Here is a 23,921-nt window from a genome sequence, read left to right as displayed (position 1 = left end):
CTCGAAGCCCCGGCGGGGCGACACCAATCGTTGAACTGGTTGTGTCGCCCCGCTGGGGCTTTTCCGGTTTCTAAACACTGCTTTTGCTATCGATATTTCGCCCCACTGGGGCTTAACCGTGTAACCTGCCGCTTAGGCTAGGTAGACAATGATTCCACTCACCGCCCCTTCACCCCCGGATACAGCTCCGGCACCGGGTCGCTCTGCACAAACTCTTTGGTGCGCACGTTCAGCATAGTCAGCCGGCCGCCGTAGCCTGCGCCCTGGTCGATATTCCACACATTGGCCTGCTGGCGCGGCACGGCGCTTTCGGGCCAGGTGGGCGTGTGGCCGATGTAGCATTCGGTGTAGCCCAGCGCCTCCCAGCCATTGAGCCACAGCTCCCGCGTCCAGAGCAGCTCGGCGGGCTTTTGCTGGCTGATGGGCTGGGTGGGGTCGTAGCCGGCGTGGAGGTAAAGGTTGTTGGCCTCGTCTTCGAAATAGAGTAGCTGCCGGCCGAAAAAGGCGCTTTGGTGGCGGCTAAGCTGCTCCTGAGGGCCACGCTGGTAGGCCTCGTAGGTGGCTTGGCCGCCCTGGCTGAGCCAAGTTGGGCTTAGCTTCGCCGGAGGGAGGCGTGAGGTCAGCCATTCGGCCGTCCACCAGTCGTGGTTGCCCTGCACCCAAATGCTGTTCGGAATGCTGAGCAGGCGCTCGACGCACTCGGGCGTATCGGGCCAGCCGTCGGCTACGTCGCCGAGCTGGATGAGGCGGTCGAGGCCGGGGCGGAAGGGGCTGCGCGCCAGCACCTGCTCCAGCGCCCGAAAAGCACCATGAATATCGCCGAGAACGTACGTTTCCATACAATGCTTACGAAATAAAACCGCTTCGGAGCCGGGGCTGCGAAGCGGTTTTGTGGGATTTAATGCTGGCGGGCCGGGTTGCTACTCCGCTTCGGCTGCCACTTCTTCGGTCTGGGTGGTAGCCTCGTAGGTATCGGCATACTTGAAATCATCGAGCCAATAGGCCGAGCTGACGACTTCAAACACCAGCACGTTTGCTTTCCGGCTCACCTCACGGAGCTGCCAGATGATGTCTTTGGCTTCGGGGAAGCTGGTGCCGGCCAGCTGCTCGCCGAACAGGCGTTTGAGCAGCGTATTGTCGGGCATTCCCTGGGCCAGCAAGCGCAGCAGCGGGGCTTCGGGCTGAGTGCTGAACATGGTCAGATCGTCGGGCGCTTCGGCCGTGAGCTGCACCTGAAACCGTACGGCTTCGGCACGCGGAAATTTGCCGTTATAAGCTTCGTAGAGCAGCTGCGTGGCCTTGAAAAAGCCCTGATGCTGACTCAACTCGGGGTTTTCTTCCCACAACTTTTCGGTTAACATGTTGTGCGCCAGGTTCTGGATTTGGCCGGCATTGAGCTGCTCGGCAAACAGATACTCCAGCACCAGCTCGGCGGCTTCGGTGGGTTCCAGGTCGGTGAGGGCCATCTGGCACATGGCTTTCAGCTCAGTCGGGTCGAGGGCCTCGGGGTTGTCGAAGCTCATTTTGTGCAGTAGCGCCACATAATCCTGGTTTTGCCAGGAGTCGGGCAGCTCGCTGAGCGAATCGAAGGAAAGGCGTTCTACGGTGAATTTGGTCATGACTGGGGTTCTACTGGTTTTTGGGCGTTGCTGGAGCCCGCGAAAACACGGCGGAAGTGCACCGCGCGGACCTGTTTACGGTGGCGATGCTTCAACGCGCACAAACAGTCCAACATTATTGAAGAAAGGCCGCCGGCCGCGCCGCTCACCAGCGCCGGAACAGCTCACCGCAGCAGCTGATACACGGTGATGAGGGCAATGACAGCCATCAGGCCAGTGTAAATCACTTTGGTATACCGGGCCAGCCAGTTGGGCAGGTAAATGGCGAAGTTGTCCTGACGGGCGGCGGTGTACTTGCGGGCCAGGAGCGTGAGCGGGCACACGAAGCGGAAAAGCAGCAGCGTGAGTCCTTCCAGCGCCACCAGCCCGAAGCCCAGCCATAGCCGCCAGTCGAGCCGGCCCGTAAGCGCCGCGTAGAGCATGTAGAAAATCACGCCGTTGAAAAATAGCCAAATCAGCGTGTGCAGGGCTTTTATCAGCCGCAAAGTGGTAGCGCGGGTCACGGCAGTGAGGGTTGCGTCTTGCAAAATTATACTACGAGCCAGCCGCCGCGCCAAGCAAAAATTTAGGCCTTGCCGTGTATTTTTGAGCGGTATCAACAGCTACTCACGCCCTTCCTTCTCGCTTTTCTCCTTATCGTATGCCCCTATTTCGCCCCGCCATCTCCCCGCTGCTCCGCGCCACGCCCGTGGCTATGGGCATACTGCTCACGGTAGGCACGGCCCACGCCCAGCTCACGCTGGACATCACCATTCCCGCCAATACGCCGGCCTCCGATGGCGTATACGTGGCCGGCACGTTCAACAACTGGCAGCACGGCGTGAGCGGCTACTGGCTTGCTAAGCAGCCCAACGGCCACTACACCCTCACGCTGCCCACCACGGTGCGGGGCCCGGTGGAGTTCAAATTCACCCGTGGCGATTGGACCAGGGTAGAAGCCGAGCAGAATAATAACAGCACGCCTAACCGCAGCTTCACCATTTCGGCTACCGGCGCAGCCACGTATTCCGGCAGCATTCCGCGCTGGGTCGATTTGCCCATGCCCACCGCCACCGCTGCCGTCCGACAAGCGGCCCCGACTTTTGACGTCTTTCCCAACCCAGCCTCGGCCCGGCAGCCGCTCACCGTGCGACTCACGGCGGGCCGCCCCGCTGCCGGGGCTGCCGTAGAGCTGCTCGACGCCACCGGGCGCCGCGTTCTGCAGGCCCCGCTCCAAAACGGCACCGCCCACCTCAATACGCACGCCCTGCCCGCCGGCCTGTACCGGGTACGGCTGGGAGCCGCTTCGCGCGCCTGGCTGAAGCTGTAGTGTGTGTTTAGGATTTCGGCAGGATGGCTAGAACGTCTCGTCGTTGAACCAGCCCGCCCGAGCCGCGCGGACGACGAGACGCAACTATGCGTCTCTACGCCGTTCTGCCAATTTTCTGAATAGCTTCATAAGAAAGGCAGGCTGCGCAGAGCTGAAGCAGATTTTCTCGTCGGCGAACTTCTGCCCGAGCTGGCCGAAGGGATTGACGAGTTTCTTGCGCAGCAGCACAGCGCCCTGTGCGAAGGCCGCGTAGGACAGCTGTTACGTCGGCTGGCGGGGCCGCCGAAGCCAGTAAGAGTCGTTTAATTATTACCGGCCAGCTTGCGCACAATGCTTTTGGGCATCGCCAGTGAGAACGTCAGCACCGGACTGGTGGTGCGGCGTTTGCGGCGCTCATCCAGGTTTTTCAGCTTGTCCTGGTCTTTCGAGAGGAGGATGGCGGCGTAGTCTTTGGCGGCATTCAGGGCGGCGGGCAGCGTCACGCGCACCGTCAGTTCCGAGCTTTCGGAGCCGCCCGATTCGGCTGCCAGTCGGGTTTGGGCGTGTCCGGTGCGGATAAGCAGCAGCGCGGCCAGCAGAATAGTAGATTTTAGGCGCGATAAAGGCATTGAATGCATAATTAACGCCTAAAGATGCTACTATAAAACAGCTTCCCCTAGCGCTGAGTCAAACAAACCACTGCCCGCCGGCCAATTTGAGCATACTACGGCGGCCGTGCGCACCCGCGTGTCGGCGCGGCAGCTGGTGCCGGGCCGCTTTTTGGTAGTGGTAAAAGAATGTAGTTCAGGAATAGTGAATTAAATGTGGAAGCGCATGACAACGGGCCGGTCAGGCTTGTATATTTTTGCGCATGAAGCAAGTTTATCCTGTTTTACTTCTATTCACCATCCTCTTCGGAACTACTGCAGCGCCGGCCCAAAGTCCGCAGACTGCCGGCCTGAAGCAGGCGCTGGCCCGCGCCACCACCGATACCACCCGCGTACTGCTGCTGGCCGATATCAGCGCCTCCTACCGCTACTCCCGCTTCGACTCGGTGATGCATTACGCCTGGCGCGGGCTGAACCTGGCCCAGCGCATCAAATACCGGAAAGGGGAGGGGCGCTGCCTGTCGCGCATCGGCATTCTGATGAGCGAGCGGGGCAATCTGCCCCAGGCCCTGCGCATCGACCTCGACGCGCTGCAGCTCAACCAGGCCAGCCGCGACTGGGAAGGCACGGCCCGCACGCTAAATCAGACCGGCCTGCTCTACCATGCTTTGGAGGACTACCGCCCCGCGCTGGGCTATTTTTTCCGGGCCAAAAAAATATATGAAACCCACCGGGTGCCCGACGACTCGCAGATCATCAGCGTGCTCACCAACATCGGTGCGGGCTACGAAGGCCTGCACCAGCTCGATTCGGCCGCTTATTTCCTGAACCGAGCCTGGGAGCTTACCAGCCGCTCGCGCAACGTGCACCAGAGCCCGTGGGGAAATCCGGCTCCTTATGTGCTGCGTGAATTAGGACTGTTGCAGGCTAAGCTGGGCCACAACGAGGAAGCCCTGCGCTACTACCGGCGCAGCGCCCAGGCCGCCGTGCCCGAAAACGACCTGCGCAGCGCCTGCCGCGCCTACCAGTATATGGCGGAGCTGTTCCGCACGCGCCAGCAGTCCGATTCGAGCATCTACTACGCCCGCAAAGCCTTGGTGCTGGGGCAGCAGCTGCCTTTTGTGATTGGGGTGGTGCGCACCAGCAGCCTGCTGAACGATGCCTTTCAGGCGCGGCAGCAGCCCGACAGCGCCCTGAAATACATGCGCATCATGCTCACGGCCCAGGATAGCCTCTATAATCCGCAGCGCATCAAGCAGCTCGATGCCATTGGCTTTGCCGAGCAGCAGCGGCTGCGGCAGCTGGAAGAGGCTCAGCTTCAGTATGCTACTCAGGTGCGTACTTACGCGCTGCTGGCGGGCACGGCCTTTCTGCTGCTGGCGGCGCTGCTGCTCTGGCGCAACAACCGGCAGAAGCGCACAGCTAACCGGCACCTACAGGAGCTGAATGAGCAGATTATGCTGCAAAAGGCCGAGCTGACTACCCAGCGCGACAACCTGGCCCGCACGCTGCTGGAGTTGAAAGCCACCCAGAGCCAGCTGGTGCTGCGCGAGAAAATGGCCTCGCTGGGCGAGCTGATGGCGGGTGTGGCCCACGAGATACAAATGCCCACACACGCCATTAAAGATTTGGCGGGCATCAGCGTCAGTCTTTGTCAGGAACTGAGCGAGGAGCTGGCGAAAGGCACTTTCTCCATCGACGACCTGGAACTCATGGACGAGATGCTGCGCAACTTGAGCCAGTATCAGGCGAAGATCGGGCAGCACAGTCAGCGGGCCGAATCCATTGTGCGCGGCATGCTGGAATATTCCGGCAACAGCCCCGGCCCCCGGCAGCCCACCGATCTGAATACGCTGGCCGAAGACTACCTGCGCCTCACCTACCACGACCTAAGGGCCAAAAGCCGCCATTTCAACGCCGCCCTGCTGCCCCAGCTCGATCCGGCCGTGGGCCTGGTCGATGTGGTGCGTCAGGATCTGGGCCGGGCGCTGGTCAGCCTGTTTGCCAATGCCATGCAGGCCGTGCAGCAGCGGCAGCGCCTGGGCGAAGAAGACTACGTGCCCCAGGTAATGCTCAGCACGAAGCGCGCCGCGCAGCACATCGAAATAAGAGTGCGCAACAACGGGCTTAGCCTGACGGAAGAAGCCCGCGCCAACGTCTTCCAGCGCGTTTTTACCCCGCAGCCCGAGGGAGAAACCAACAGCCTCAGCCTAGCCCTGAGCTACGACATCATCAAAGGCCACGGCGGCACGCTCACCCTGGAGCCTTCCACCGACGGCTTCACCGAGTTCCTGATTACGCTGCCGGTGCGCGGCTAGTGCGGGCACTCTTGCCGGGCCGGGTTGCCTACCCTAGCTTCTGCTTAAAGAGCTTCAATGTCCGGTCCCAGGCCAGTTTGGCCACTTCCGCGTTGTAGCGGGCGGGCGAGGTATCGTTGTTGAAAGCGTGGTTGGCTCCCTCGTATATATACAGCTCATAGGGTTTGCGGGCGGCTTGCAGGGCGGCTTCGTAGGCCGGAATGCCAGCATTCACCCGCTCATCGAGGCCGCCGTAGTGCAGCAGCAGCGCCGCTTTGATGCGGGGCACGTCTTCGGCTTTGGGCTGGCGGCCATAGTAGGCCACGGCCGCATCGAGCTGCGGATCGTGTACGGCCAGCTCGTTGGCCAGGGCCCCGCCCCAGCAGAAGCCCACGCAGCCGGTGCGGCCGTTGCAGTCGGGGCGCTGGCGCAGATAGGTGAGGGCGGCGAGGTAGCTGTTCAGGTTTTTTACCATATCCAGCTTGCCGATCAGCTCGCGGCCCTCGTCCTCATTGGCCGGCGTGCCGCCCGCGCCGGAAAGCGCATCCACGCCCAGAGCCAGGTAGCCCGCCTGCGCCACCCGCCGCGTCACATCTTTGATGTGGGGCGTGAGGCCGCGGTTTTCGTGAATGACAACCACCGCGCCGCGCTTTTTCCGGCCTTTCGGATGCGCCAGATACCCCTTCATCGTCAGGCCGTCGCCGGGCCAGGTCACTTCTTCGGTCAGCAGGTTGTTGCTCTTCTCATCGGTAGTGGTGGCCTGGGCATAGCCGGGTTCCAGCACCGCCAGCGCCGTGAGGGCCAGGGTCAGGCCGCCGGTCAGCTTTACCAACTGCTCCATAAATTCCTTGCGGGAAAGCGGGCGGTGGGTGTACTCGTCGAAAAGATTGATGATGCGCTGATCCATAGGGCGAAAGCTGGGCTGGGAACAAAAGCAGGATTGAAAGATAGCACGAAAAGCCGCGCTGCTAGGCCAGGCCGGGGCTCACGCCAAAAGCGGCTCAGTGCGCAGTCGTTGGCTGGTCGTCTTCCCCAATGTACAGTTCTTCTTTGGGCGGAAACAGATTGCGCACCAGCTTTTCGAGGCGGTGGCGGGTGTTTTTGAGTCGCTTCTTCACCGGCACGGCCCGAAAGTCGAACTGCGCCAAGGCGGCTACATCCTGCGCCACGGTGCGCCGCGTGAGGTGCGACTCCAGCAAAAACGCCCCAATGTGCTCGTTCCATTCGTCCTTATTGCTCCAGTAGTGCCCGATATAGGGCCGCGCCGCCTGCAGCCCGAAGGTTTCGGCCAGCGCCACCGACAGCGCAAACTGCTCGATCAGGCGCGGGGTCACCTGCTGCCGGCTCAGCTCGTCGCAGATGCGCAGGGCCAGCGCAATGGCCTCCGGTCCGCGCTGCGCCGGAATGCCCACCACGCCCGCATTCCACATCAGGTGTTGGGCCGTGAGGGCCACGCCGCCGTAGGTTTTGCCTTGGGTCTGGGCCCACATCAGCTTTTCCGTTTTGCTGCCCAGAGCCGAAAGCGCCCCTTCTGGCTCGTGCATAAGGGCCGTGCCCTGCCGCAACGTGTCGTGCAGGGCGCTGAACGAGCCGTGCAGAAACGTATCGGAATCCAGGTACAGAATAGGGGTGGCGGGAAACTGCCGGGCCACGTATTCCAGCGCTTTTAGCTTGATGCGCCAGAAAAAGTTGTACTCGCCCTTCCATTCCTGCAGGGTTTTCTCGTCCACCGGCAGCACCGTCACGGAGTCGGCCAGGTGGCGGTAGAAGGCCGGCGCGTCCGTCACGACGGTGATGCTGGTGAGGCCGGCGCGGTGCTCCAGAAAGGTTAGAATGGAGAAATTGGCCTGGAAGTGGTTCTTGATGTTGGAGCCAAATACCAGATACAGCAGATTCATGGGCGCGGAGTAAGGCGGAAAAGGGCAGGAGCGGAGGCTAGGCCGAGGATTATTCGGCTTCGCGGTTCACCGCATCCATCGTGAAGGCCGGTACGCAGATCGACCAGTATTCCACCTCCGCGTCGAACGGGTTGGAGTAGCGCACCCGCGCCCCGGCCTTGATCAGCAGCGACTCGCCCGGCCCCAGCTCAATAACGTCGCCATCAACTTCGAACCGCTTCCGACCCCGCACCACAATGGTGATTTCGTCGAATTCCGGCTGCTGATGCGGCTCGCTCCAGTGCGCAGGAGCCACCATGTGCGCCACGCTGTACTGCTCGGTCTGGGTACTGGCCCAGCCAATGTGCTCCTCAATGAGCTTGCCATCGGTGGTGGGCACGCGGAAGGGATTCTGCTGGCGGAAGTAGCGTTTTTCGGACATCGGTAGCTGGAAAAGTTAGTTGGTTTTGGAATCCGGGCACAGGCCTTGGCTGAAGGACGTGACCCCGGCGTTGGTGGCCACGCAGGCATTGGCGTAGGTCTTGCCGTCGCAGCCGCACACGGGCGTGTAGTCCATCGTGCACAGCGCATCCTTCCGGATTTTGCCGGCATCGATGCACGAAACCCCGGCGGCGGGAGCCGGGCCCGATGCGCAGCTCGCGAGCAGCAAAGGCAGCAGCAGCAGCGCCGCGAAGATGGATTTTGGCATGGCAGAAAGCAGTGAGTGTGCCCCTAACAACGTAAAGGTAGCAGCGTCGGGTTAGGCCGCGGCACGTCATATCTTGTTCCAGCTATTTTTTAGCTTGCTGCCATAACCCCGGCCGCCCCGCTTCGTATAGGCAGGCAGATCTGGCAACCTGACGGCCCAGCTTCGGCCTACCTAAGGCCCGGCTGCCCGCCCCGCGGTGCCGCTCTACCCTCACCCCGTTTTATCATTCACCCTTCTCTCCCTCAACACCATGTCCTATCACGAAGAAGACAACTCCGGTAAAATCCTTCTTGCTGTTCTTGCTGGCGCTGGTGCCGGTATCATTGCCGGTATGCTCATGGCTCCCGACAAAGGAGCTGCTACCCGCGAAAACCTGAAAAACGCCGCCACCAAATACAGCGGCACGCTCGGCGACCAGCTGTCGAAGTATGGCGAAGAGCTGGACTCGAAGTTCAAAGGCTACATGAGCAAGCTCGAAGATATGGGCATCACCGGTGCCGGTAGCAGCCTGAACATGAAAGGCGACTGGAACGAAGGCAAAGGCAAGCTGAAGCAGCAGTTCGCGCAGCTCACCGACGAAGACCTCGACTACACCGAAGGCAAAGGCGACGAGCTGGTAGGCCGCCTGCAGCAGAAGCTGGGCAAAGCCAAAAGCGAAGTCGTGAAAATGCTCAACGACCTGTAAGCCAATTCGCTTGCTAACGCAAAAAGCGGCCTTCTTTCTCCGGAAAGAAGGCCGCTTTTTGCGTATAACATTCGTCCGCGCAAAGCCGTTAGCATCAGAAGTCCGACACCGCGTCGGCGGTTTGCCACCTTTTCATCTACCTCACTTCTATGAAAGACGACAACGGTAAAGTCATTCTGTCTTTGTTGGCCGGGGCTACCGCCGGCATCGTAGCCGGCCTGCTGCTGGCTCCCGAAACCGGCGACCAGACGCGGGCCGGGCTCAAAAAATCGGCGTCTAAGTGGGGCGATGACCTCAGCAAGCTGCTCAAAGCCAATCTGGGCAAACTCAACGACCTGACGGGCGCGACGACTAGCAGCACCGACCAGCAGCAGTCCCGCTCCGCCGCCGACGACCTGCTCACCTCCATGACCAGCCAGGACCGCCCCAACCCCGCCACCAGTCCCGACCGTGACGACAACGACTCGGACTACGACGGCATGGCTGGCGACACGCGCCACACCGGTGCCAAAGGGTATGGCCGCTCACTTTGAAAAAAGCTTGAAAAAAGTTGCTGCGCGCTGTAACTTTCTCGCCGTCTTGGCGTTAGTCATTATACATCGCGCTTGAAAGAAAGTCGGAGATGCCGTTAAAGTAAAATTGCCGACAGTAGGAGCTTCTGGTTGAAAAGGTTTTTTTGTTTCAGTCAGTAAAATCAGACTCGTCCATCGCACACTTCTTTAGCGTCCCCCGATTGGAAGGGTAAGCGCGCTGTAAAAAAGAAAAGCCTCTCACGACTTCCGTGGGAGGCTTTTCGATTTTCAGGGCCATCAAAGCCCCAATGCATACTGGTTACGCTTCCGGCTTGGGTGCATTCTCCGACTTGGTGAACTCCGGCTTCATCTGCGGGAAGAACAGCACGTCCTGAATCGAGTTGGAATTGGTCATAATCATGCTCAGGCGGTCAATACCGATGCCCAGGCCGGCCGTGGGCGGCATGCCGTACTCCAGGGCTCGCAGGAAGTCCTCGTCGAGCACCATCGCCTCGGTGTCGCCGCGCTTGCCCAGCTCCAGCTGGTCCTCGAAGCGCTGGCGCTGGTCAATTGGGTCGTTCAGCTCGGAGAAGGCATTGCAGATTTCCTTGCCGTTGCAAATCGCCTCAAACCGCTCCACCAGGCCCGGCTTCGAGCGGTGCTTCTTGGCCAGCGGCGACATCTCCACCGGATAATCGGTGATGAACGTGGGCTGAATCAGCTTTGGCTCCACATGCTCGCCGAATATCTCGTCGATGATCTTGGCTTTGCCCATGCTAGGGTCCAGTCCGACGTGCAACTGTTTAGCGGCCTCGCGCAGGCCGGCTTCGTCGAGGTCCGAAATATCCACGCCGGTGAAGTGCTGAATGGATTCGGCCATCGTGAAGCGCTTCCAGGGGCGCTGGAAGTTGATGAGGTTTTCGCCCACCTGCACCTCGGTCTGGCCGTGCAGAGCCATGGCCACGCGCTCCACCATTTCCTCCACCAGGTCCATCATCCAGTAGTAGTCTTTGTAGGCTACGTACAGCTCCATTTGGGTGAACTCGGGGTTGTGAAACCGCGACATGCCCTCGTTGCGGAAGTCCTTCGAGAATTCGTACACGCCATCGAAGCCGCCCACGATGAGGCGCTTGAGGTACAGCTCGTTGGCAATGCGCAGATACAGCGTCATGTCCAGCGTGTTGTGGTGCGTGGTGAAGGGGCGGGCCGCCGCGCCGCCGTAGAGCGGCTGCAGAATCGGGGTTTCTACTTCCAGGTAGCCTTTGTCGTTCAGGTAATTGCGCATGGCCTGCACCAGCTGCGTGCGCTTCACAAACGTGTCGCGCACGTGCGGGTTCACCACTAAGTCCACGTAGCGCTGGCGGTAGCGGGCCTCGGGGTCGGTGAAGGCATCGTAGGTTTTCTTCTCGCCGGTAGCCTCATCCACGGCCTCGCGCACCACGGGCAGCGGGTGTAGGGCTTTGCTCAAAAGCACCAATTCCTTTACGTGAATGGATGTTTCGCCTACCTGCGTTTTGAACACGTAGCCTTTCACCCCGATAAAGTCGCCCAGATCGAGCAGCTTCTTGAACACGGCGTTATACAGCGTCTTGTCCTCACCGGGGCAGATTTCGTCGCGGTTCACGTATAGCTGAATGCGGCCCGAGGCGTCCATCAACTCCGCAAACGACGCCTTGCCCATCACCCGCACCGACATCAGCCGGCCCGCCAGGCTTACTTCCTGGAAGTTGTTCAGCTCCGGGTGGTAGTTGTCCTGAATCTCCTTGGCATAGAAGTTCACGTCGAACAGCTCGGAAGGGTAGGGGTCGATGCCAAGCTTACGAAGCTCATCAAGCTTGCTACGACGTATTTGCTCCTGTTCGCTGAGGTGCTGCATGGGAATGGGCTTAGAAAAGGCCGCGGTGGCCGGGAAAGTCAAGCCGCAAAAATAGTCTGATTCGGGCAGTGTAGCCCCACCCGCACTGTAAAAACACAAAAAGCGCTGCTCCAATGGAGCAGCGCTTAGGTCTATAGGCAGTAGTGCGTTAGAAAGAAGCGGCGGCGGGCCGCGTTAAGCCGCAATGCTCATCTGCTGCGGCGGCTCTTGGCCCGTGAGCTGCGGCGCTACGCGGGTGCGCAGGCGCTCAGCCACGAAAGTGTGCTGCAGGTGCTTCGGCAGCTCATCTACCAGCTGCTGGTAGCGCTCCAGCCCCAGGGCTTTGGCAATGTAGGTTTCGTGAATGCCGTTGAGGTAACTCACAATGTTGAGCAGCGACTGATGGAACAGCTTGAAGTCAATCTCGGCCTCCACGTAGCGCTCAATCTCGCGGCTGGTCTGCGAGATGCGCAGGCGGCCCAGCAAGTCGAAGATGGTGGTGTAGCCTAGCCGCCACGTAATCTGCTGCCAGTGCGAGGCCGTCCACTTGTCCAGCACCTTGCCGGTTTTCTGGCTGCGCAGGGCGGTGTTGGGGTTGCCCTGCACCTGCTGGCGCGTCCACTGGGCCTTCATCTTGCGCGTGGTGCGCAGAAACTGGCCAATCTGGGCCTGGGCCTCAATCTCCTTGCCGGCAATGTGCAGCCCCGCCTTATAGCCCGCCAGCGGCAGCCGATGAATGCTGAAGTCGCCGTAGGCCCCGGCCGCGTAGAACGATACCGGCCGCGGATAGGCGTTGCGCACCACCAGCCGCCCCACTTCGCGCCGCACCAGCGACGGATTGTTGGAGCGCACACCCGTGGTATACAGGAAGCCCTGCAACCCCGACAAGATGCTGTGGTACGCCTGCGGAAACGTCCAGTGCAAGGCGTTGCGCAGGTACTCCTCGTCGCCCAGCTCGGCCGTGGCCCGCAGCGCGTACTCGGTACTCCAGCACGAGTGCAGCAGCTTGGTAATGGCCTGCACGTCGGTGTCGGTCAGCTCGGCCTGGTGCGCCCGGAAAAAGGGCAGGTGCTGCAGGCCGCCGGTCGCGTCATCATTCTCCTGAATGTGGTAGTTGATGGCAAAGAAATAGTTGAGAAAAACCTGGGCGGGAATGGATTTGCGCCACGTTTCCTCAGCTTGCTTCTGCTCGTCCGTCACGAGCGGGAAGATGTTGTTCTCAGTTGTCGTTGTCATGCTAAGTAAACAGCGCAAGACTAATTAGAGTTGCACTGTTTGCTAAAAATATTCGCCATATTTATGCGTATTTAATGGACTGAAAATGAGAAATTTATAAAAATTAAATCGATTTTAATTTCGCCCGTTTAGCACGGCTGTTTACTAAAATGGTTGGGTGCCGGGAATAGAACAAAAGAAAAGCCCCTGCGCCAGCGCGGCGCAGGGGCTTTCCGGAAGCCTCGTTGTCTAAATCAGCTGCTACAGCTGGTCTTTGATAACCGAAATGGCTTCGTGCAGCGTGATATCCTTTTTCAGGTTTTTGGTGAAGCGTGAGGCCCGGTTGACCTGCACCGTATCGGTGCCCAGCTGCCGCACATCGGCCATAAGGGGCGCAATGTCTAGAGGCGTGGTGGCTTTCTGCACGGCTTCATACTTAGCCGATTCGGCTTTAGCCTGCTCCTGCTCCACCCGGAACTTCGCCAGGTTCAACGATACCATTGTATCGTCTTTGCGCTTGCGCATGCGCTGCACCATCTCGTTCATCAGCTTAAAGCTGGGGCTGCTGGCTACGCGGCTCTGGCTGGCGGTGCGGAGCTTATCGTAGCCGGGCGAGTTGTTCCAGGCACGGTAGCGGGCGGGCGTAATCTCATCCCACTTCAGCGGGTAATCCGACTCTCTTTCGCCCTGGTCGAGGTAGCTGTATGCATCGGGCAAGATGATGTCCGGCACCACGCCTTTGAACTGCGTAGAGCCGCCGTTGATGCGGTAGAATTTCTGCGTGGTCAGCTTCAGCGAGCCAAAGGGCTTCAGCGAACCAAAGTCGCTCAGCATATCGTCCAGATCAACGACGCGCTGCACGGTGCCTTTGCCGTAAGTGCTGGCCGAGCCCACAATCACGCCGCGCTTGTAGTCCTGAATAGCGGCGGCCAGAATCTCGGAAGCCGAGGCGCTGTACTTATTTACCAACACCACCAGCGGGCCGGAGTACTGCACGCGTGGGTCACGGTCGTTGAGGATGCTGGGCGAGCCCTGGCCCGAGCGCACCTGAACCACCGGGCCGCTATCCACAAACAAACCGGTCATATCTACCGCATCCTGCAGAGAACCACCGCCGTTAAAGCGCAGGTCGAGCACTACACCCTGCACATTTTCCTTGGTCAGCTTCTCCAATTCTTTCTTCACGTCGTCTGCCGAGCTACGACCGCCGTTGTCGTTAAAGTCGGCGTAGAAGCTGGGTAGCCGCAGGTAACCGATTTTTTTGCCGCCCTCGTTCACGATGGCAGACTTAGCAAATGTTTCCTCAATCACGACCACATCGCGAATAATCGGGATAATCTTCGTGCTGGCATCGGGCTTCTTCACCGTAAGGCGTACCTCCGTGCCTTTCTTGCCCCGAATCAAAACGATGGCCTTGTCTAGGCGCCAGCCTTCTACTGATACCGGCTCCTCAGCTCCTTGAGCTACGCGCAGAATAATATCGCCGGCTTTCAGCTCGCCCTGACGGTACGAAGCGCTGCCCGGCACAATATCCGCTACCTTGATCTGGCCGTCCTTCTCCTGCAAAGTGGCACCGATGCCCTCGAAGCGGCCCGTCATGGCTTGGTCAAATGCTTCTTTATCGCGGGGAGCGAAATATTGAGTGTGCGGGTCGTATGTGTTGGCAATCACATCGGCATATGTTGCCAGCCGCTCATTGGCATCGGTCTGCTTGAGGTCTTTGAACTGGTCATCGAAATACTTCAGCACGCGCTTGCGGGCCTCAGCTTCTATCTCAGTGGGGGTAAGGACGGAGGCGCTAATCACGGATGCCGAAGGCTTGGCCGATACTGAGGCCAGCGGTTTATCCTTCTTCTTGGCCTGCTCATCCATTATCTCCGACATGCGGATGAGGGTCTGATACTTCAGGTATTTGCGCCAGTCTTCCCGTTGTGCGGCAGCATTGGCCGCAAAAACCATTTTATCGGGCTCGGTTTCAAACGACTCCTGCACGGAGAAGTCAAAGGGCTTGGAAAGAAGGTCGCGGTAGAGCGCCTGTACATCATCGGTGCGCTGCAGAATGAGCTTGGTGCTCAAGTCCAGCAACTCGTGAGTACCACGCCTTACCTGGTCGTCTACGTCGAACTGGTATTTGCGCAGCTGCTCCACATCCGACTGAAGCAGAAATTTCTTGTTGTAATCCAGGCGCTTTAGGCCCAGATCAAACACGCGCTTAGAGAAATTGTCGTCAATTTTTTCGGGTTGGTAATGCGCGGCGCTCAACCCCTGGAGCATTGCCTTGATGAGCACCTCATCTTTCTGAGGAGAGCCGCTGCTATCGTTGCGCCGATACAGCTTATAGGATGCCAGTACGAATACTACCAACACCAACGAGGCATACAGGCCTATTTTCAGGCGGGGAGAAGACATGGAATCGGAATGAAATGGAGGAAAATCAAATGTAAGCAAAAGCCGCACTCAGGCTACGCATCTGCCTGCAAGACGGTTTTTTCAGAAACATACAGCGACCTAAAATAAGTCCCCGCCGAATATTTCTGTTGCTATAAGGCGCAAACAAACCCGCGAAGGTTGCACGTGCAAAGCGCCGGCCAGCCGCTTAGTTTCCTAAGCGCCTCTGCCAGCGCCAACGCTCAACCGCATCCGGCTCGAAACAGCTGCGGGAAACTATAGAACCGAAAAATAAAAAGGCCTCCTCAATGAAGAGAAGGCCTTTTTGGGAAGCTACTTAAAGCTTAAATCGACTAGTAGCGACGAACCCGGTCACCATTGCTGGCGCGGAACTCATCTTCGAAGTACTTAGCGTCTTCGGCGTTGCGGGGCTTCACGCCCATCACGATGCCACCGTTTTTGATGTCGTTTTCGTACTCAGCAGCATGCTCCTCGGGGATGCCCGAGCCTACCAGAGCGCCTACCAGGCCACCCGTGAGGCCACCGGCACCAGCGCCAGCCAGAGCGGCTGCGATAGGGCCAGCGATAATCAGGCCCAGGCCGGGCAGAGCTACCGAAGTACCGATGGCAGCAATGGCACCGATGATAGCACCAGCCGTGCCACCAATGGCCGAGCCTACGCCGGCACCTTCCATAGCTTTGTCGCCCAGGTCGGTATCAGGCGTGTTGTCGCCGAAATGCGTTTTGCGCGTCTCGTCCGACATGAGCAGGTTTACGTCGTCTTTGCCATAGCCACGCGAAGAGAGCGACTGGTAAGCGCGCTCAGCGCTCTGACGGTCACGGAACGAACTGGTCAGCATGCCCGAACCGGAAGCATTGCGGTAGGGCTCACCCGTTACAGCGTGAGCAGCTTCGTCGGCAGCATTCTGCACGGCATCAATGCCGCGGCCTACTACTGCACCAGCGGTGCCAGCTACAGCAGCTCCTTTAGCAGTAGCGCTGAAGTCGTCGCCGTCTTTGTTTACGCCCGTACCAGCATTGTAGCTAGTGCCCTGGTTGCTGGAGCTAGAGCTGTTGCCCATACCAGTACCGGTGTTGGAAGTGCCGTAGTTAGAGCCTGCGCCAGTACCGGTGTTCTGCGGGTTGTTCGGATCGTTGGTGTTCATAGGAGGAATTGGTTGAGTGGGGAAAGAGAAGTTGAGGGTAAGAAGCGAAGCAGGAGCCGGTCTAAACCAGAGTGCTTCAGCTTCGAGGTCCTTAACGTGTCCTTCCGAATGGGGTTACAAAAAATCCCCGGACCAACCAAATTTTAATCCTGCCTATTTCCCTTGAATTATGCCAACCTACTCATTCAGAACGCTGAGCGAATTGCTGATAATTCTGCTCATCCTGCCAGAACGCCCGACACTCGCGCCGTAGCGTTTTGAGAAACTCGGGATCTTGCTTGAGCGTGCGCCATTCGCCCAGGCCGAGCCGCTCGCACATTTTGTAGAAGTTGTCGCCCTGGCCTTTCGAGCCTTCTACTTTCACCAAGCAGCTCAAAATAGGCCGGCCGGCCCAGTACTCGCTTTCCGACAGCTCCGCCAGCAATTCATTGAGGCGGGATTTTTCGTGGGAGATTTCCAGATTGAGGCCTAGTTCGGCTTCCTGCACCAGATTCAGGTAGCTGGTAGTGCCCACCTGATGGCGGGCAAAGCGGATAAGATGGTTGCGGACTCGTCCGTTCATTGAGCAGGCGGCGTGGGAAATGGAGGCGGAAATTAGCAAAAAAAAAGCCCACTGCCCCGGATGGAGGTTCCGAAGCAGCGGGCCGCAGCTAGCCAAAATTATGCCGGGGCTGTAAAACGCTATTTCTGAGCCTTTCGGCGAGCCATTTCTTTTTGGATGAGCAGGAATTCGCGGCTGCTCTGGCCGGCAATGGCGGTGTTCTCATCGGCGCGGCGCAACAGGTAGGGCATCACGGCCTCTACAGGGCCGTAGGGCACGTATTTGGCCGTGTTGTAGCCCGCGTTGGCGAGGTTGTAGCTCAGGTTGTCACTCATGCCGTAGAGCTGGGCAAACCAGATGCGCGGGTCGCCGGGGCGCAGGTGAAACTCCTGCATCAACTCGGTAAGCAGCAGGGAACTATCCTCGTTGTGGGTGCCGGCGCAGATGCTGATGCGGTCGGCGTGGGCCACGCAATAGCGCAGAGACTCGTTATAGAGGTCGTCGGTGGCCTGCTTGCTGGGGTTGATGGGGTTTTGGTAGCCGCGCTGGGTGGCGGTGCGGGCTTCCTTCTCCATATACGCGCCGCGCACCAGCTTGCCGCCGAGGAAATACTGGCCTTTCACGGCATCATCGTAGGCCTGCTTGATGGCATCGAGACGGTCGTGGCGGTAGAGCTGGTAGGTGTTCCAGACGATGGCCGCTTCCTTATTATACTTGGCCATCATCTCGTAGGCCAGGGTGTCGATGGTTTCCTGAAACCAGCTTTCCTCCGCATCTACAAATACGCGCACGCCATACTGGTGGGCGCGGGCGCAAATAGCTTCCACGCGGGCGCGGGCGCGGTCGTAGCTGACCTGCTCGGCGGCGCTGAGGGGCTTGCCGGCCTGCACTTTTTCCAGCAGGGCGCTGTCGGCTACGCCAGTCACTTTAAACACGGAAAAGGGGATGTGCGTGGAGCGGTGGGCCATATCGATGGTGGCCAGAATCTCGTCGCGGGTGTGGTCGAAGCTTTGCTCGCTGCCTTCGCCTTCCACCGAATAGTCGAGAATAGTGCCGATCTGGTAGCGGCCCAGCTCCTCAATGACGGGTAGGCATTCCTGAATGGTTTCACCGCCGCAGAACTGCTCGAAGATGGTTTTCTTAATCAGGAACTTGACCGGCAGCTTCCATTTCAGAGCCGTCTTCATCAGGCCGCCGCCCATCTTTACCAAGCCATTGTTGTTCATGGCGGCGAACAAGGCGTACATCTGGCGCAGCTCCGCATCCGATTTGGAGGCGAAGGCTACGGCCGTGTCGTTGAAGGAAATGGGTCGAGCTTGGGTTAATGCCATGCGGGTGGGTAGCTTTGGGCGGCTGTTTGGGTGGGCGAAGATAAAGGTTAAACATCGTTTTGACCGGCGTAGTTACTCTGCCGGCCGGCTTTCTTGCGCTGCCTGGCTTGCCTGTTGTGCGGGCGTTTGGCCAAGCTCTCTTCCTTCCTCTGTTTCTTCTACTTCCCACATGGAAATTCCGTTGGCTATCGATACGTTTTTCACCCGCCTACTGGCCGTCAAAGGCCAGCCGCTGCTTATTGCCGGGCCCTGCAGCGCCGAAACCGAAGAGCAGCTGCTGGCCACTGCCGCCGGGGTGAAGGCGCTGGGGAAAATTGACCTGTTCCGGGCCGGCATTTGGAAGCCGCGCACCCGGCCCGGCTCCTTCGAGGGCGTGGGCGCGGTGGGGCTGAAATGGCTGCAGCGGGTGCGCACCGAAGTGGGCCTGCCGGTGGCGGTGGAAGTGGCCACACCGCGCCACGTAGAAGAGGCGCTGGCTCACGGCGTGGACGTCCTCTGGATTGGGGCCCGCACCACCGTAAACCCCTTCGCGGTGCAGGATTTGGCCGATGCGCTGGCCGGGACCGGCGTGCCGGTGATGGTGAAAAACCCCGTGAATCCCGACGTGGCGCTATGGGCTGGCGCGCTGGAACGAATGGAGCGGGCCGGCATTCACGATCTGGCCGCTATTCACCGGGGTTTCAGCACGTTTGCGCCCTCGCGCTACCGCAATGCGCCCACCTGGCAGCTGGCCATTGAGTTGAAAACCCGCTTTCCGCACATTCCGCTCATCTGCGACCCCAGCCATATCGGCGGCCGCCGCGACCTGCTGCTGCCCATCGCCCAGAAAGCCCTCGATCTGGACTACGATGGCCTGATGATCGAAACCCACCCCGACCCCGACCACGCCCTCAGCGACGCTGAGCAGCAAGTGACCCCGCCGCGCCTGGGTGAGATTCTGAGCGAGCTGAAGTATCGCCGCCGCTCCTCCGACGATGCCGACTACCTGAACAAAGCTGAAGAGCTGCGCCAGAAAATGGACGTGGCCGACCGCGAAATTCTGGAAGCCCTGGCCCGCCGCATGGCCCTGGTGGAGGAGCTGGCCGGCTATAAGAAGGCCAACGACGTGAAAATATTGCAGCTGGACCGCTGGAACGAGATTTTCGCCTCGCGGCAGCAATGGGCCGGCCAGTTGCGCGTGAATGAGAAATTCGTGGCCGAACTGTATAAGCTGATTCACTTGGAAAGCATCCGCAAGCAAACCGAGATAATGCAGCGGCCGGCGTAAGCCCGGCGCTACTTCCCCGCAAGCCTTACCTTCGCGTATGTCTGATTCCAACCTGTTTATTGGGCCGCCAAGCCTGCCGGCGCTGGCCGAGCTGCTGCGGCAGCCCGCCGTGAGCTACGTGCTGGTGGTGGCCGATGCCAACACCGCCCGGCTGTGCTACCCATTGCTGAAACCCTATTTGCCTGAAGCGCACGGGCTGGTCGAAATTCCGGCCGGTGAGGAATACAAAACCCTGGCGACCTGCGACACCATCTGGTGCCACCTCACCGAGAAGCGGGCCGACCGGTTTGCGGTGGTTGTGAACCTAGGCGGGGGCGTAGTTACGGATCTGGGCGGCTTCAGCGCGGCCGTGTACAAGCGCGGGCTGCGCTTCGTGCAGGTGCCCACCACGCTGCTGGCGCAAGTCGATGCCAGCGTGGGCGGCAAAACCGGCGTCGATTTTATGGGCTTTAAGAATCAGCTGGGCGTGTTTCAGGAACCGGCCGGCGTATTCATTGAGCCGCAGTTTCTGACCACGCTTGACGCGCGCCAGCTCAAATCCGGCTACGCCGAAATCGTGAAGCACTGGCTGATTGCCGATGCCGCCGCCTTCGAAACCCAGCGCCACCAGGGGCTGTTCGTGGAGGACTGGACGCCGGTCATCCGCGAATCGGTAGCAACCAAGCAGCGAATTGTGGCCGCCGACCCCTTGGAAAGCGGACTGCGCAAAGTGCTCAACTTCGGCCACACCGTGGGCCATGCCCTGGAAAGCTACTTGTTGCTGCAGCCCGGCCGCGAAGTGCTGCATGGCGAGGCCATAGCGGCCGGTATGGTGTGCGAAAGCTGGATTTCACGCCAGCGCGGCCTGCTTTCTGACTTGGAGCTGGACCGCATCGAAACATTCCTGTTTTCGATTTACGACAAAATTCAGTTCGTAACCCTCGAAACCGACGGCATTGCCGAACTGGCGTTGCAGGATAAAAAGAACAGCGGCACCACCATCAACTGCACGCTGCTTGAAGGCATCGGCCACGCCATCTATGACCAGCCCGTGACCTTGGCCGAACTGGCTGATTCGCTGCGCTACTATCACCGGCTTTAGTCAGAGGGTAATACCAACTGTCATTGCGAGGACGCAGGACGAAGCAATCCGTCCTCTGAAATGTACACAGCCCTTTTTCAGTAGAAAACCCCGGCACAAGGACTACATCAGGGCTTTACAGGTTAACAAGGCTTTCTGCGTTTATCAAGACGGATTGCTTCGTCCTCCGTCCTCGCAATGACAGGCTCTTGTTGCCCCCAGTATTCACGCTTAACCCTTCCGCTTATCAACGCTTCCTCCGCTTCTCTGCTAGTACGCTGGCCCGGTGGGCCGCTTCGGGGCATTGCCCAGCTGCCCGCTTCCAAAAGTGAAAGCAACCGCGCCCTCATCATTCAGGCGTTGGCCGGGGGCGGCGAGTTGGAAAACCTGTCGGATGCTAACGACACCCAGCTAATGCAACGCTTATTGGCTGACCAGCAGGCTGCAGTGTTTGATGCCGAAGATGCCGGCACTGTGATGCGGTTTCTGACGGCCTACCTGGCCGTGATGGGCCGGCCGGCGCAGCTAGTCGGGACGGCCCGCATGTACCAGCGGCCCATTGGCGTTTTGGTGGATGCATTGCGCCAGTTGGGGGCCAGCATTGAGTACGTGGGTGAAGAAGGCTACCCGCCGCTGAAGCTGAACGGCTGGGCTCCGGCCCTCAGCTCCGATGAGCCCGACGAGCTGACCGTGCGCGGCGACATCAGCAGCCAGTATATCTCCGCTTTGCTGATGATCGGGCCGGTGCTGCCCGCCGGCCTGCGCCTGTGGCTGACCGGTAAAGTGGGTTCGCGCCCCTACATTCGGATGACACAGAGCCTGATGCAGCACTTCGGGGCCACCTGCCGCGACCTGGGCACGGTGCTGGAAGTGCGCCCCGGTGCCTATCAGCCCGCCGATTATACGATTGAGTCGGATTGGTCGGCGGCGAGCTACTGGTATGCCATGGTGGCGCTGGGGCCGGCGGGCTCCACTATCATTCTGCCCGGCCTGCGCGAGCAGTCCTGGCAGGGCGACCAGGCCATTGTGGGCATCATGGACCAGCTGGGCGTCGCCACCGAATTCTTCCCCGATGGCGTGCAGCTCACCCAAAAACTGCCTGCCGCAGCCGTAGAGCAGGATTTCTCCGACTGCCCCGACCTGGCCCAAACCGTGGCCGTAGTAGCCGCCGCCCTCGGCGTACCCGTTGTCATGACGGGGCTGGAAAGCCTGCGCATCAAGGAAACCGACCGGATTCTGGCCCTGCAAACCGAGTTGGCTAAGTTCGGCGGCAGCATGACGGAGGAAGGGGAGGAGCGGTTTGTGGTGCGGTCCGCCGATTTTCAGGTGAGCGGCCAGACCGTCGAAACCTACCACGACCACCGCATGGCCATGGCCTTCGCGCCGCTGGCGCTGCGCGGCCCGCTCACAGTGCAGGCCCCGGAAGTGGTGCGCAAGTCGTACCCGCGGTTTTGGAAGGAATTGGAGCGAGCCGGCTTCGCCATCGAAAATCAGTAGAAGCTACGGCTGCAGCGTGCGGAAGTAAGCCGCCGAATGCTGCAGTCGGCTACCGTACCAGCTAAATAGCTCCCCATCCACAATCTGAATGCGGGCCTGGGGGCAAAGAGCTTGAAATTCGGCCACGTGCTTTTCGGCAAATGGGTACGGCTCCGACGACAGCAAAATGACTTCGGGCGCGGCGGCGGCGAGCTGCTCCGCCGTGATTTCAGGGTAGCGCGTTTGGTTAGCAAAGGCATTGGCAAAACCCGCCCGGCGTAATAAATCATCGATAAAAGTACCGCTAGCGGCGACCATGTAGGGCTTGTGCCAGATGAAATAAGCGGCTGAGCGGAGCGGCAAAATCGATGGCAGCTTCGCGAAGGAGGCGTCGATGCTGGCCGCCAACTGGCGGGCCTTCTCGGGCTCACCCACCACCATGCCCACCTGCCGGATCATGCGCAGGGCGTCATCCAGCGTGGCAATGTCGCTCATCCAGACCGGATACTTCGCCGCCAACTGCTCGATTCCATCCTGGTAGTTTTCCTCCTTGTTGCCCAGAATCAAATCGGGCTTCAGCTCGTCGATCTTGTCGAAAAGAAAATTTTTCGTGCCCCCAATAACAACTGCTTTTTCCCGCGCCTGTGCCGGATGGATGCAAAATTTGGTGACGCCCACCACCCGCTCCCCCAGGCCCAGATCAAACAGTAGCTCCGTCTGGGAAGGCACCAGCGACACAATGCGCCGCGGCGGATACGGCACCGCCACGCGCCGCCCCATCTGGTCGGTGACGGTGAGGGGCGGGAAAACGGGAGGGAGGTTCATGCGATTTTTTTATAGCTGTCATCCTGAGCAAAGCGAAGGACCTTGTCAGGGTTGAGCGCGTCGTTAGTACGATAGACGTTCAACCCTGACAAGGTCCTTCGCTTTGCTCAGGATGACAGTTGACTTTGGTTACTTAAAATACCGGAAATCGTGGCCGTCCTCAATGCGCAGCAAGGCTTCGTAGATCAGCTTGGTCACGTTCTCTACGTCGTCCCGGTGCACGGTTTCAACGGTGGTGTGCATGTATTTCAGTGGCAAGGAAATGAGCGCCGCGGCCACGCCGGAACCGGAATAAGCGAAGGCGTCGGTATCGGTGCCGGTGGCGCGGGTGGCGGCGGCGCGCTGAAACGGAATGGCCGATAGCTCTGCCGTTTCGATGATCAGGTCGCGCAGGTTGTTTTGCACGGCCGGGCCGTAGGTAATCACGGGGCCTTTGCCGCAGGCAATGTCGCCGGCCGTTTTTTTCTCATACATCGGCGACTGGCTGTCGTGCGTCACGTCGGTGATGATGGCCACGTCGGGGTTTATGCGGTGGGCAATCATCTCGGCCCCGCGCAGCCCGATTTCTTCCTGCACCGCATTCACGATGTAGAGCCCAAAAGGCAGCTTCTTATCGTTTTCCTTCAGCATCCGGGCCACTTCGGCAATCATGAAGCCGCCGATACGGTTGTCCAGCGCCCGGCCCACGTAAAACTTGTCGTTGAGCACCATAAACTCGTCCTCAAACGTGACGACGGAGCCGACGTGAATGCCCATTTCCTCCACTTCCTCCTTCGAGGCCGCACCACAGTCCAGATAAATCGTTTCGATGGTGGGTGCTTTATCCAGCTCCACTTTCCGAACGTGAATGGCAGGCCAGCCGAACACGGCCTTCACCACGCCCTTCGCGGTGTGGATATTCACCCGCTTGGACGGGGCCACCAGTGCATCGGAGCCGCCGTTGCGGCGCAGGTACAGGTAGCCTTCCTTCGTGATATAATTAACGAAGTAGCTGATTTCGTCGGCGTGAGCCTCAATGACCACTTTGTACTTGGCCTCCGGGTTGATAACGCCCACCACCGTGCCATACGTATCCACAAAATACTCGTCGATATACGGCTTCAGGTAGTCGAGCCACAGTTTCTGGCCCTCTTTCTCGAAGCCGGTCGGGGAGGGGTTGTTGAGGTACTTCTGGAGGAAGTCGAAGCTTTCAGGGCGCATTC

Annotated in this window: 23 protein-coding genes; 7 read left to right on the top strand and 16 right to left on the bottom strand. The window is 59.6% G+C overall.

Going from position 1 to position 23,921, the window contains the following annotated elements:
* Nucleotides 1-158: 158 nt before the first annotated feature.
* The 3 genes from BUB62_RS08960 to BUB62_RS08950 form a co-directional block, all read right to left on the bottom strand.
* Nucleotides 159-839: a metallophosphoesterase gene (locus tag BUB62_RS08960; protein WP_073108941.1), complete on the bottom strand. Its 681-nt coding sequence runs from the start codon at nucleotides 837-839 to the stop codon at nucleotides 159-161.
* Nucleotides 840-920: 81 nt separating this feature from the next.
* Nucleotides 921-1,619 carry a hypothetical protein gene (locus BUB62_RS08955; RefSeq protein ID WP_073108938.1) on the bottom strand — a complete coding sequence of 233 codons (699 nt, stop codon included), beginning with the start codon at nucleotides 1,617-1,619 and terminating at the stop codon, nucleotides 921-923.
* Between the two features lie 164 nt (nucleotides 1,620-1,783).
* Nucleotides 1,784-2,146: a hypothetical protein gene (locus BUB62_RS08950; protein ID WP_234988659.1), complete on the bottom strand. Its 363-nt coding sequence runs from the start codon at nucleotides 2,144-2,146 to the stop codon at nucleotides 1,784-1,786.
* Nucleotides 2,147-2,259: 113 nt separating this feature from the next.
* On the opposite strand from BUB62_RS08950, the gene BUB62_RS08945 reads away from it, so the two are divergent.
* Nucleotides 2,260-2,928: a T9SS type A sorting domain-containing protein gene (locus BUB62_RS08945; RefSeq protein WP_073108934.1), complete on the top strand. Its 669-nt coding sequence runs from the start codon at nucleotides 2,260-2,262 to the stop codon at nucleotides 2,926-2,928.
* A 302-nt stretch (nucleotides 2,929-3,230) separates the two neighbouring features.
* On the opposite strand, the gene BUB62_RS08940 is transcribed toward BUB62_RS08945, so the two are convergent.
* On the bottom strand, nucleotides 3,231-3,536 hold the full coding sequence (locus tag BUB62_RS08940) for a hypothetical protein (protein WP_073108930.1): 306 nt from the start codon (nucleotides 3,534-3,536) through the stop codon (nucleotides 3,231-3,233).
* Between the two features lie 242 nt (nucleotides 3,537-3,778).
* On the opposite strand from BUB62_RS08940, the gene BUB62_RS08935 reads away from it, so the two are divergent.
* The gene (locus BUB62_RS08935; RefSeq protein ID WP_073108929.1) at nucleotides 3,779-5,833 is read left to right on the top strand and encodes a tetratricopeptide repeat-containing sensor histidine kinase; all 2,055 of its coding nucleotides are present in this window, start codon (nucleotides 3,779-3,781) and stop codon (nucleotides 5,831-5,833) included.
* A gap of 28 nt (nucleotides 5,834-5,861) precedes the next feature.
* Here the strand turns inward: BUB62_RS08935 and BUB62_RS08930 are convergent, their stop codons facing one another.
* From BUB62_RS08930 to BUB62_RS08915, 4 genes are all read right to left on the bottom strand, one after another.
* Nucleotides 5,862-6,719 carry a dienelactone hydrolase family protein gene (locus tag BUB62_RS08930; protein ID WP_073108926.1) on the bottom strand — a complete coding sequence of 286 codons (858 nt, stop codon included), beginning with the start codon at nucleotides 6,717-6,719 and terminating at the stop codon, nucleotides 5,862-5,864.
* Between the two features lie 94 nt (nucleotides 6,720-6,813).
* Entirely contained in the window at nucleotides 6,814-7,710 is an 897-nt protein-coding gene (locus BUB62_RS08925; protein ID WP_073108924.1) for a hypothetical protein, read from the bottom strand.
* A 49-nt stretch (nucleotides 7,711-7,759) separates the two neighbouring features.
* Nucleotides 7,760-8,131 (bottom strand): cupin domain-containing protein, encoded by a 372-nt coding sequence (locus BUB62_RS08920; RefSeq protein ID WP_073108923.1) that lies wholly within the window; start codon nucleotides 8,129-8,131, stop codon nucleotides 7,760-7,762.
* A gap of 15 nt (nucleotides 8,132-8,146) precedes the next feature.
* The gene (locus tag BUB62_RS08915) at nucleotides 8,147-8,398 is read right to left on the bottom strand and encodes a Kazal-type serine protease inhibitor domain-containing protein (RefSeq protein ID WP_073108922.1); all 252 of its coding nucleotides are present in this window, start codon (nucleotides 8,396-8,398) and stop codon (nucleotides 8,147-8,149) included.
* Nucleotides 8,399-8,648: 250 nt separating this feature from the next.
* Between BUB62_RS08915 and BUB62_RS19730 the strand changes: the two genes are divergently transcribed.
* Nucleotides 8,649-9,083, top strand: a complete 435-nt coding sequence (locus BUB62_RS19730) for a YtxH domain-containing protein (RefSeq protein WP_073108920.1) — start codon at nucleotides 8,649-8,651, stop codon at nucleotides 9,081-9,083.
* A gap of 149 nt (nucleotides 9,084-9,232) precedes the next feature.
* The gene (locus BUB62_RS08905) at nucleotides 9,233-9,616 is read left to right on the top strand and encodes a YtxH domain-containing protein (protein ID WP_073108917.1); all 384 of its coding nucleotides are present in this window, start codon (nucleotides 9,233-9,235) and stop codon (nucleotides 9,614-9,616) included.
* 298 nt (nucleotides 9,617-9,914) lie between these two features.
* Here the strand turns inward: BUB62_RS08905 and lysS are convergent, their stop codons facing one another.
* From lysS to BUB62_RS08875, 6 genes are all read right to left on the bottom strand, one after another.
* Entirely contained in the window at nucleotides 9,915-11,471 is a 1,557-nt protein-coding gene (gene lysS, locus BUB62_RS08900; protein ID WP_073109685.1) for a lysine--tRNA ligase, read from the bottom strand.
* Nucleotides 11,472-11,645: 174 nt separating this feature from the next.
* Nucleotides 11,646-12,686 carry a hypothetical protein gene (locus BUB62_RS08895; RefSeq protein WP_073108915.1) on the bottom strand — a complete coding sequence of 347 codons (1,041 nt, stop codon included), beginning with the start codon at nucleotides 12,684-12,686 and terminating at the stop codon, nucleotides 11,646-11,648.
* A gap of 240 nt (nucleotides 12,687-12,926) precedes the next feature.
* A complete protein-coding gene (locus BUB62_RS08890) occupies nucleotides 12,927-15,074 on the bottom strand; it encodes a carboxy terminal-processing peptidase (protein ID WP_073108912.1) in 2,148 nt (715 codons plus the stop codon).
* A gap of 332 nt (nucleotides 15,075-15,406) precedes the next feature.
* Entirely contained in the window at nucleotides 15,407-16,219 is an 813-nt protein-coding gene (locus BUB62_RS19725; protein ID WP_317041378.1) for a hypothetical protein, read from the bottom strand.
* Between the two features lie 181 nt (nucleotides 16,220-16,400).
* The gene (locus tag BUB62_RS08880; protein ID WP_073108910.1) at nucleotides 16,401-16,781 is read right to left on the bottom strand and encodes a hypothetical protein; all 381 of its coding nucleotides are present in this window, start codon (nucleotides 16,779-16,781) and stop codon (nucleotides 16,401-16,403) included.
* A gap of 119 nt (nucleotides 16,782-16,900) precedes the next feature.
* Nucleotides 16,901-18,091 carry a proline dehydrogenase family protein gene (locus BUB62_RS08875; protein ID WP_073108907.1) on the bottom strand — a complete coding sequence of 397 codons (1,191 nt, stop codon included), beginning with the start codon at nucleotides 18,089-18,091 and terminating at the stop codon, nucleotides 16,901-16,903.
* A 169-nt stretch (nucleotides 18,092-18,260) separates the two neighbouring features.
* Between BUB62_RS08875 and BUB62_RS08870 the strand changes: the two genes are divergently transcribed.
* The 3 genes from BUB62_RS08870 (at nucleotide 18,261) to BUB62_RS08860 (ending at nucleotide 21,915) form a co-directional block, all read left to right on the top strand.
* Nucleotides 18,261-19,358, top strand: a complete 1,098-nt coding sequence (locus BUB62_RS08870; RefSeq protein ID WP_073108906.1) for a chorismate mutase — start codon at nucleotides 18,261-18,263, stop codon at nucleotides 19,356-19,358.
* A gap of 37 nt (nucleotides 19,359-19,395) precedes the next feature.
* Nucleotides 19,396-20,439: a 3-dehydroquinate synthase gene (aroB, locus tag BUB62_RS08865; RefSeq protein ID WP_073108903.1), complete on the top strand. Its 1,044-nt coding sequence runs from the start codon at nucleotides 19,396-19,398 to the stop codon at nucleotides 20,437-20,439.
* A gap of 177 nt (nucleotides 20,440-20,616) precedes the next feature.
* Nucleotides 20,617-21,915, top strand: coding sequence for a 3-phosphoshikimate 1-carboxyvinyltransferase (locus BUB62_RS08860; RefSeq protein WP_084538948.1), 1,299 nt, complete (start codon nucleotides 20,617-20,619; stop codon nucleotides 21,913-21,915).
* A 3-nt stretch (nucleotides 21,916-21,918) separates the two neighbouring features.
* On the opposite strand, the gene BUB62_RS08855 is transcribed toward BUB62_RS08860, so the two are convergent.
* Both BUB62_RS08855 and BUB62_RS08850 read right to left on the bottom strand, forming a co-directional pair.
* A complete protein-coding gene (locus BUB62_RS08855; protein WP_073108901.1) occupies nucleotides 21,919-22,719 on the bottom strand; it encodes an ABC transporter substrate-binding protein in 801 nt (266 codons plus the stop codon).
* A 129-nt stretch (nucleotides 22,720-22,848) separates the two neighbouring features.
* Nucleotides 22,849-23,919: a M42 family metallopeptidase gene (locus BUB62_RS08850; RefSeq protein ID WP_073108899.1), complete on the bottom strand. Its 1,071-nt coding sequence runs from the start codon at nucleotides 23,917-23,919 to the stop codon at nucleotides 22,849-22,851.
* Nucleotides 23,920-23,921 lie beyond the last annotated feature (2 nt).

Origin of the sequence: Hymenobacter daecheongensis DSM 21074, from assembly GCF_900141805.1 — a bacterium.
GTDB classification, from domain to species: Bacteria; Bacteroidota; Bacteroidia; order Cytophagales; family Hymenobacteraceae; genus Hymenobacter; species Hymenobacter daecheongensis.
This window is presented reverse-complemented; position numbering and strand designations above follow the sequence as displayed.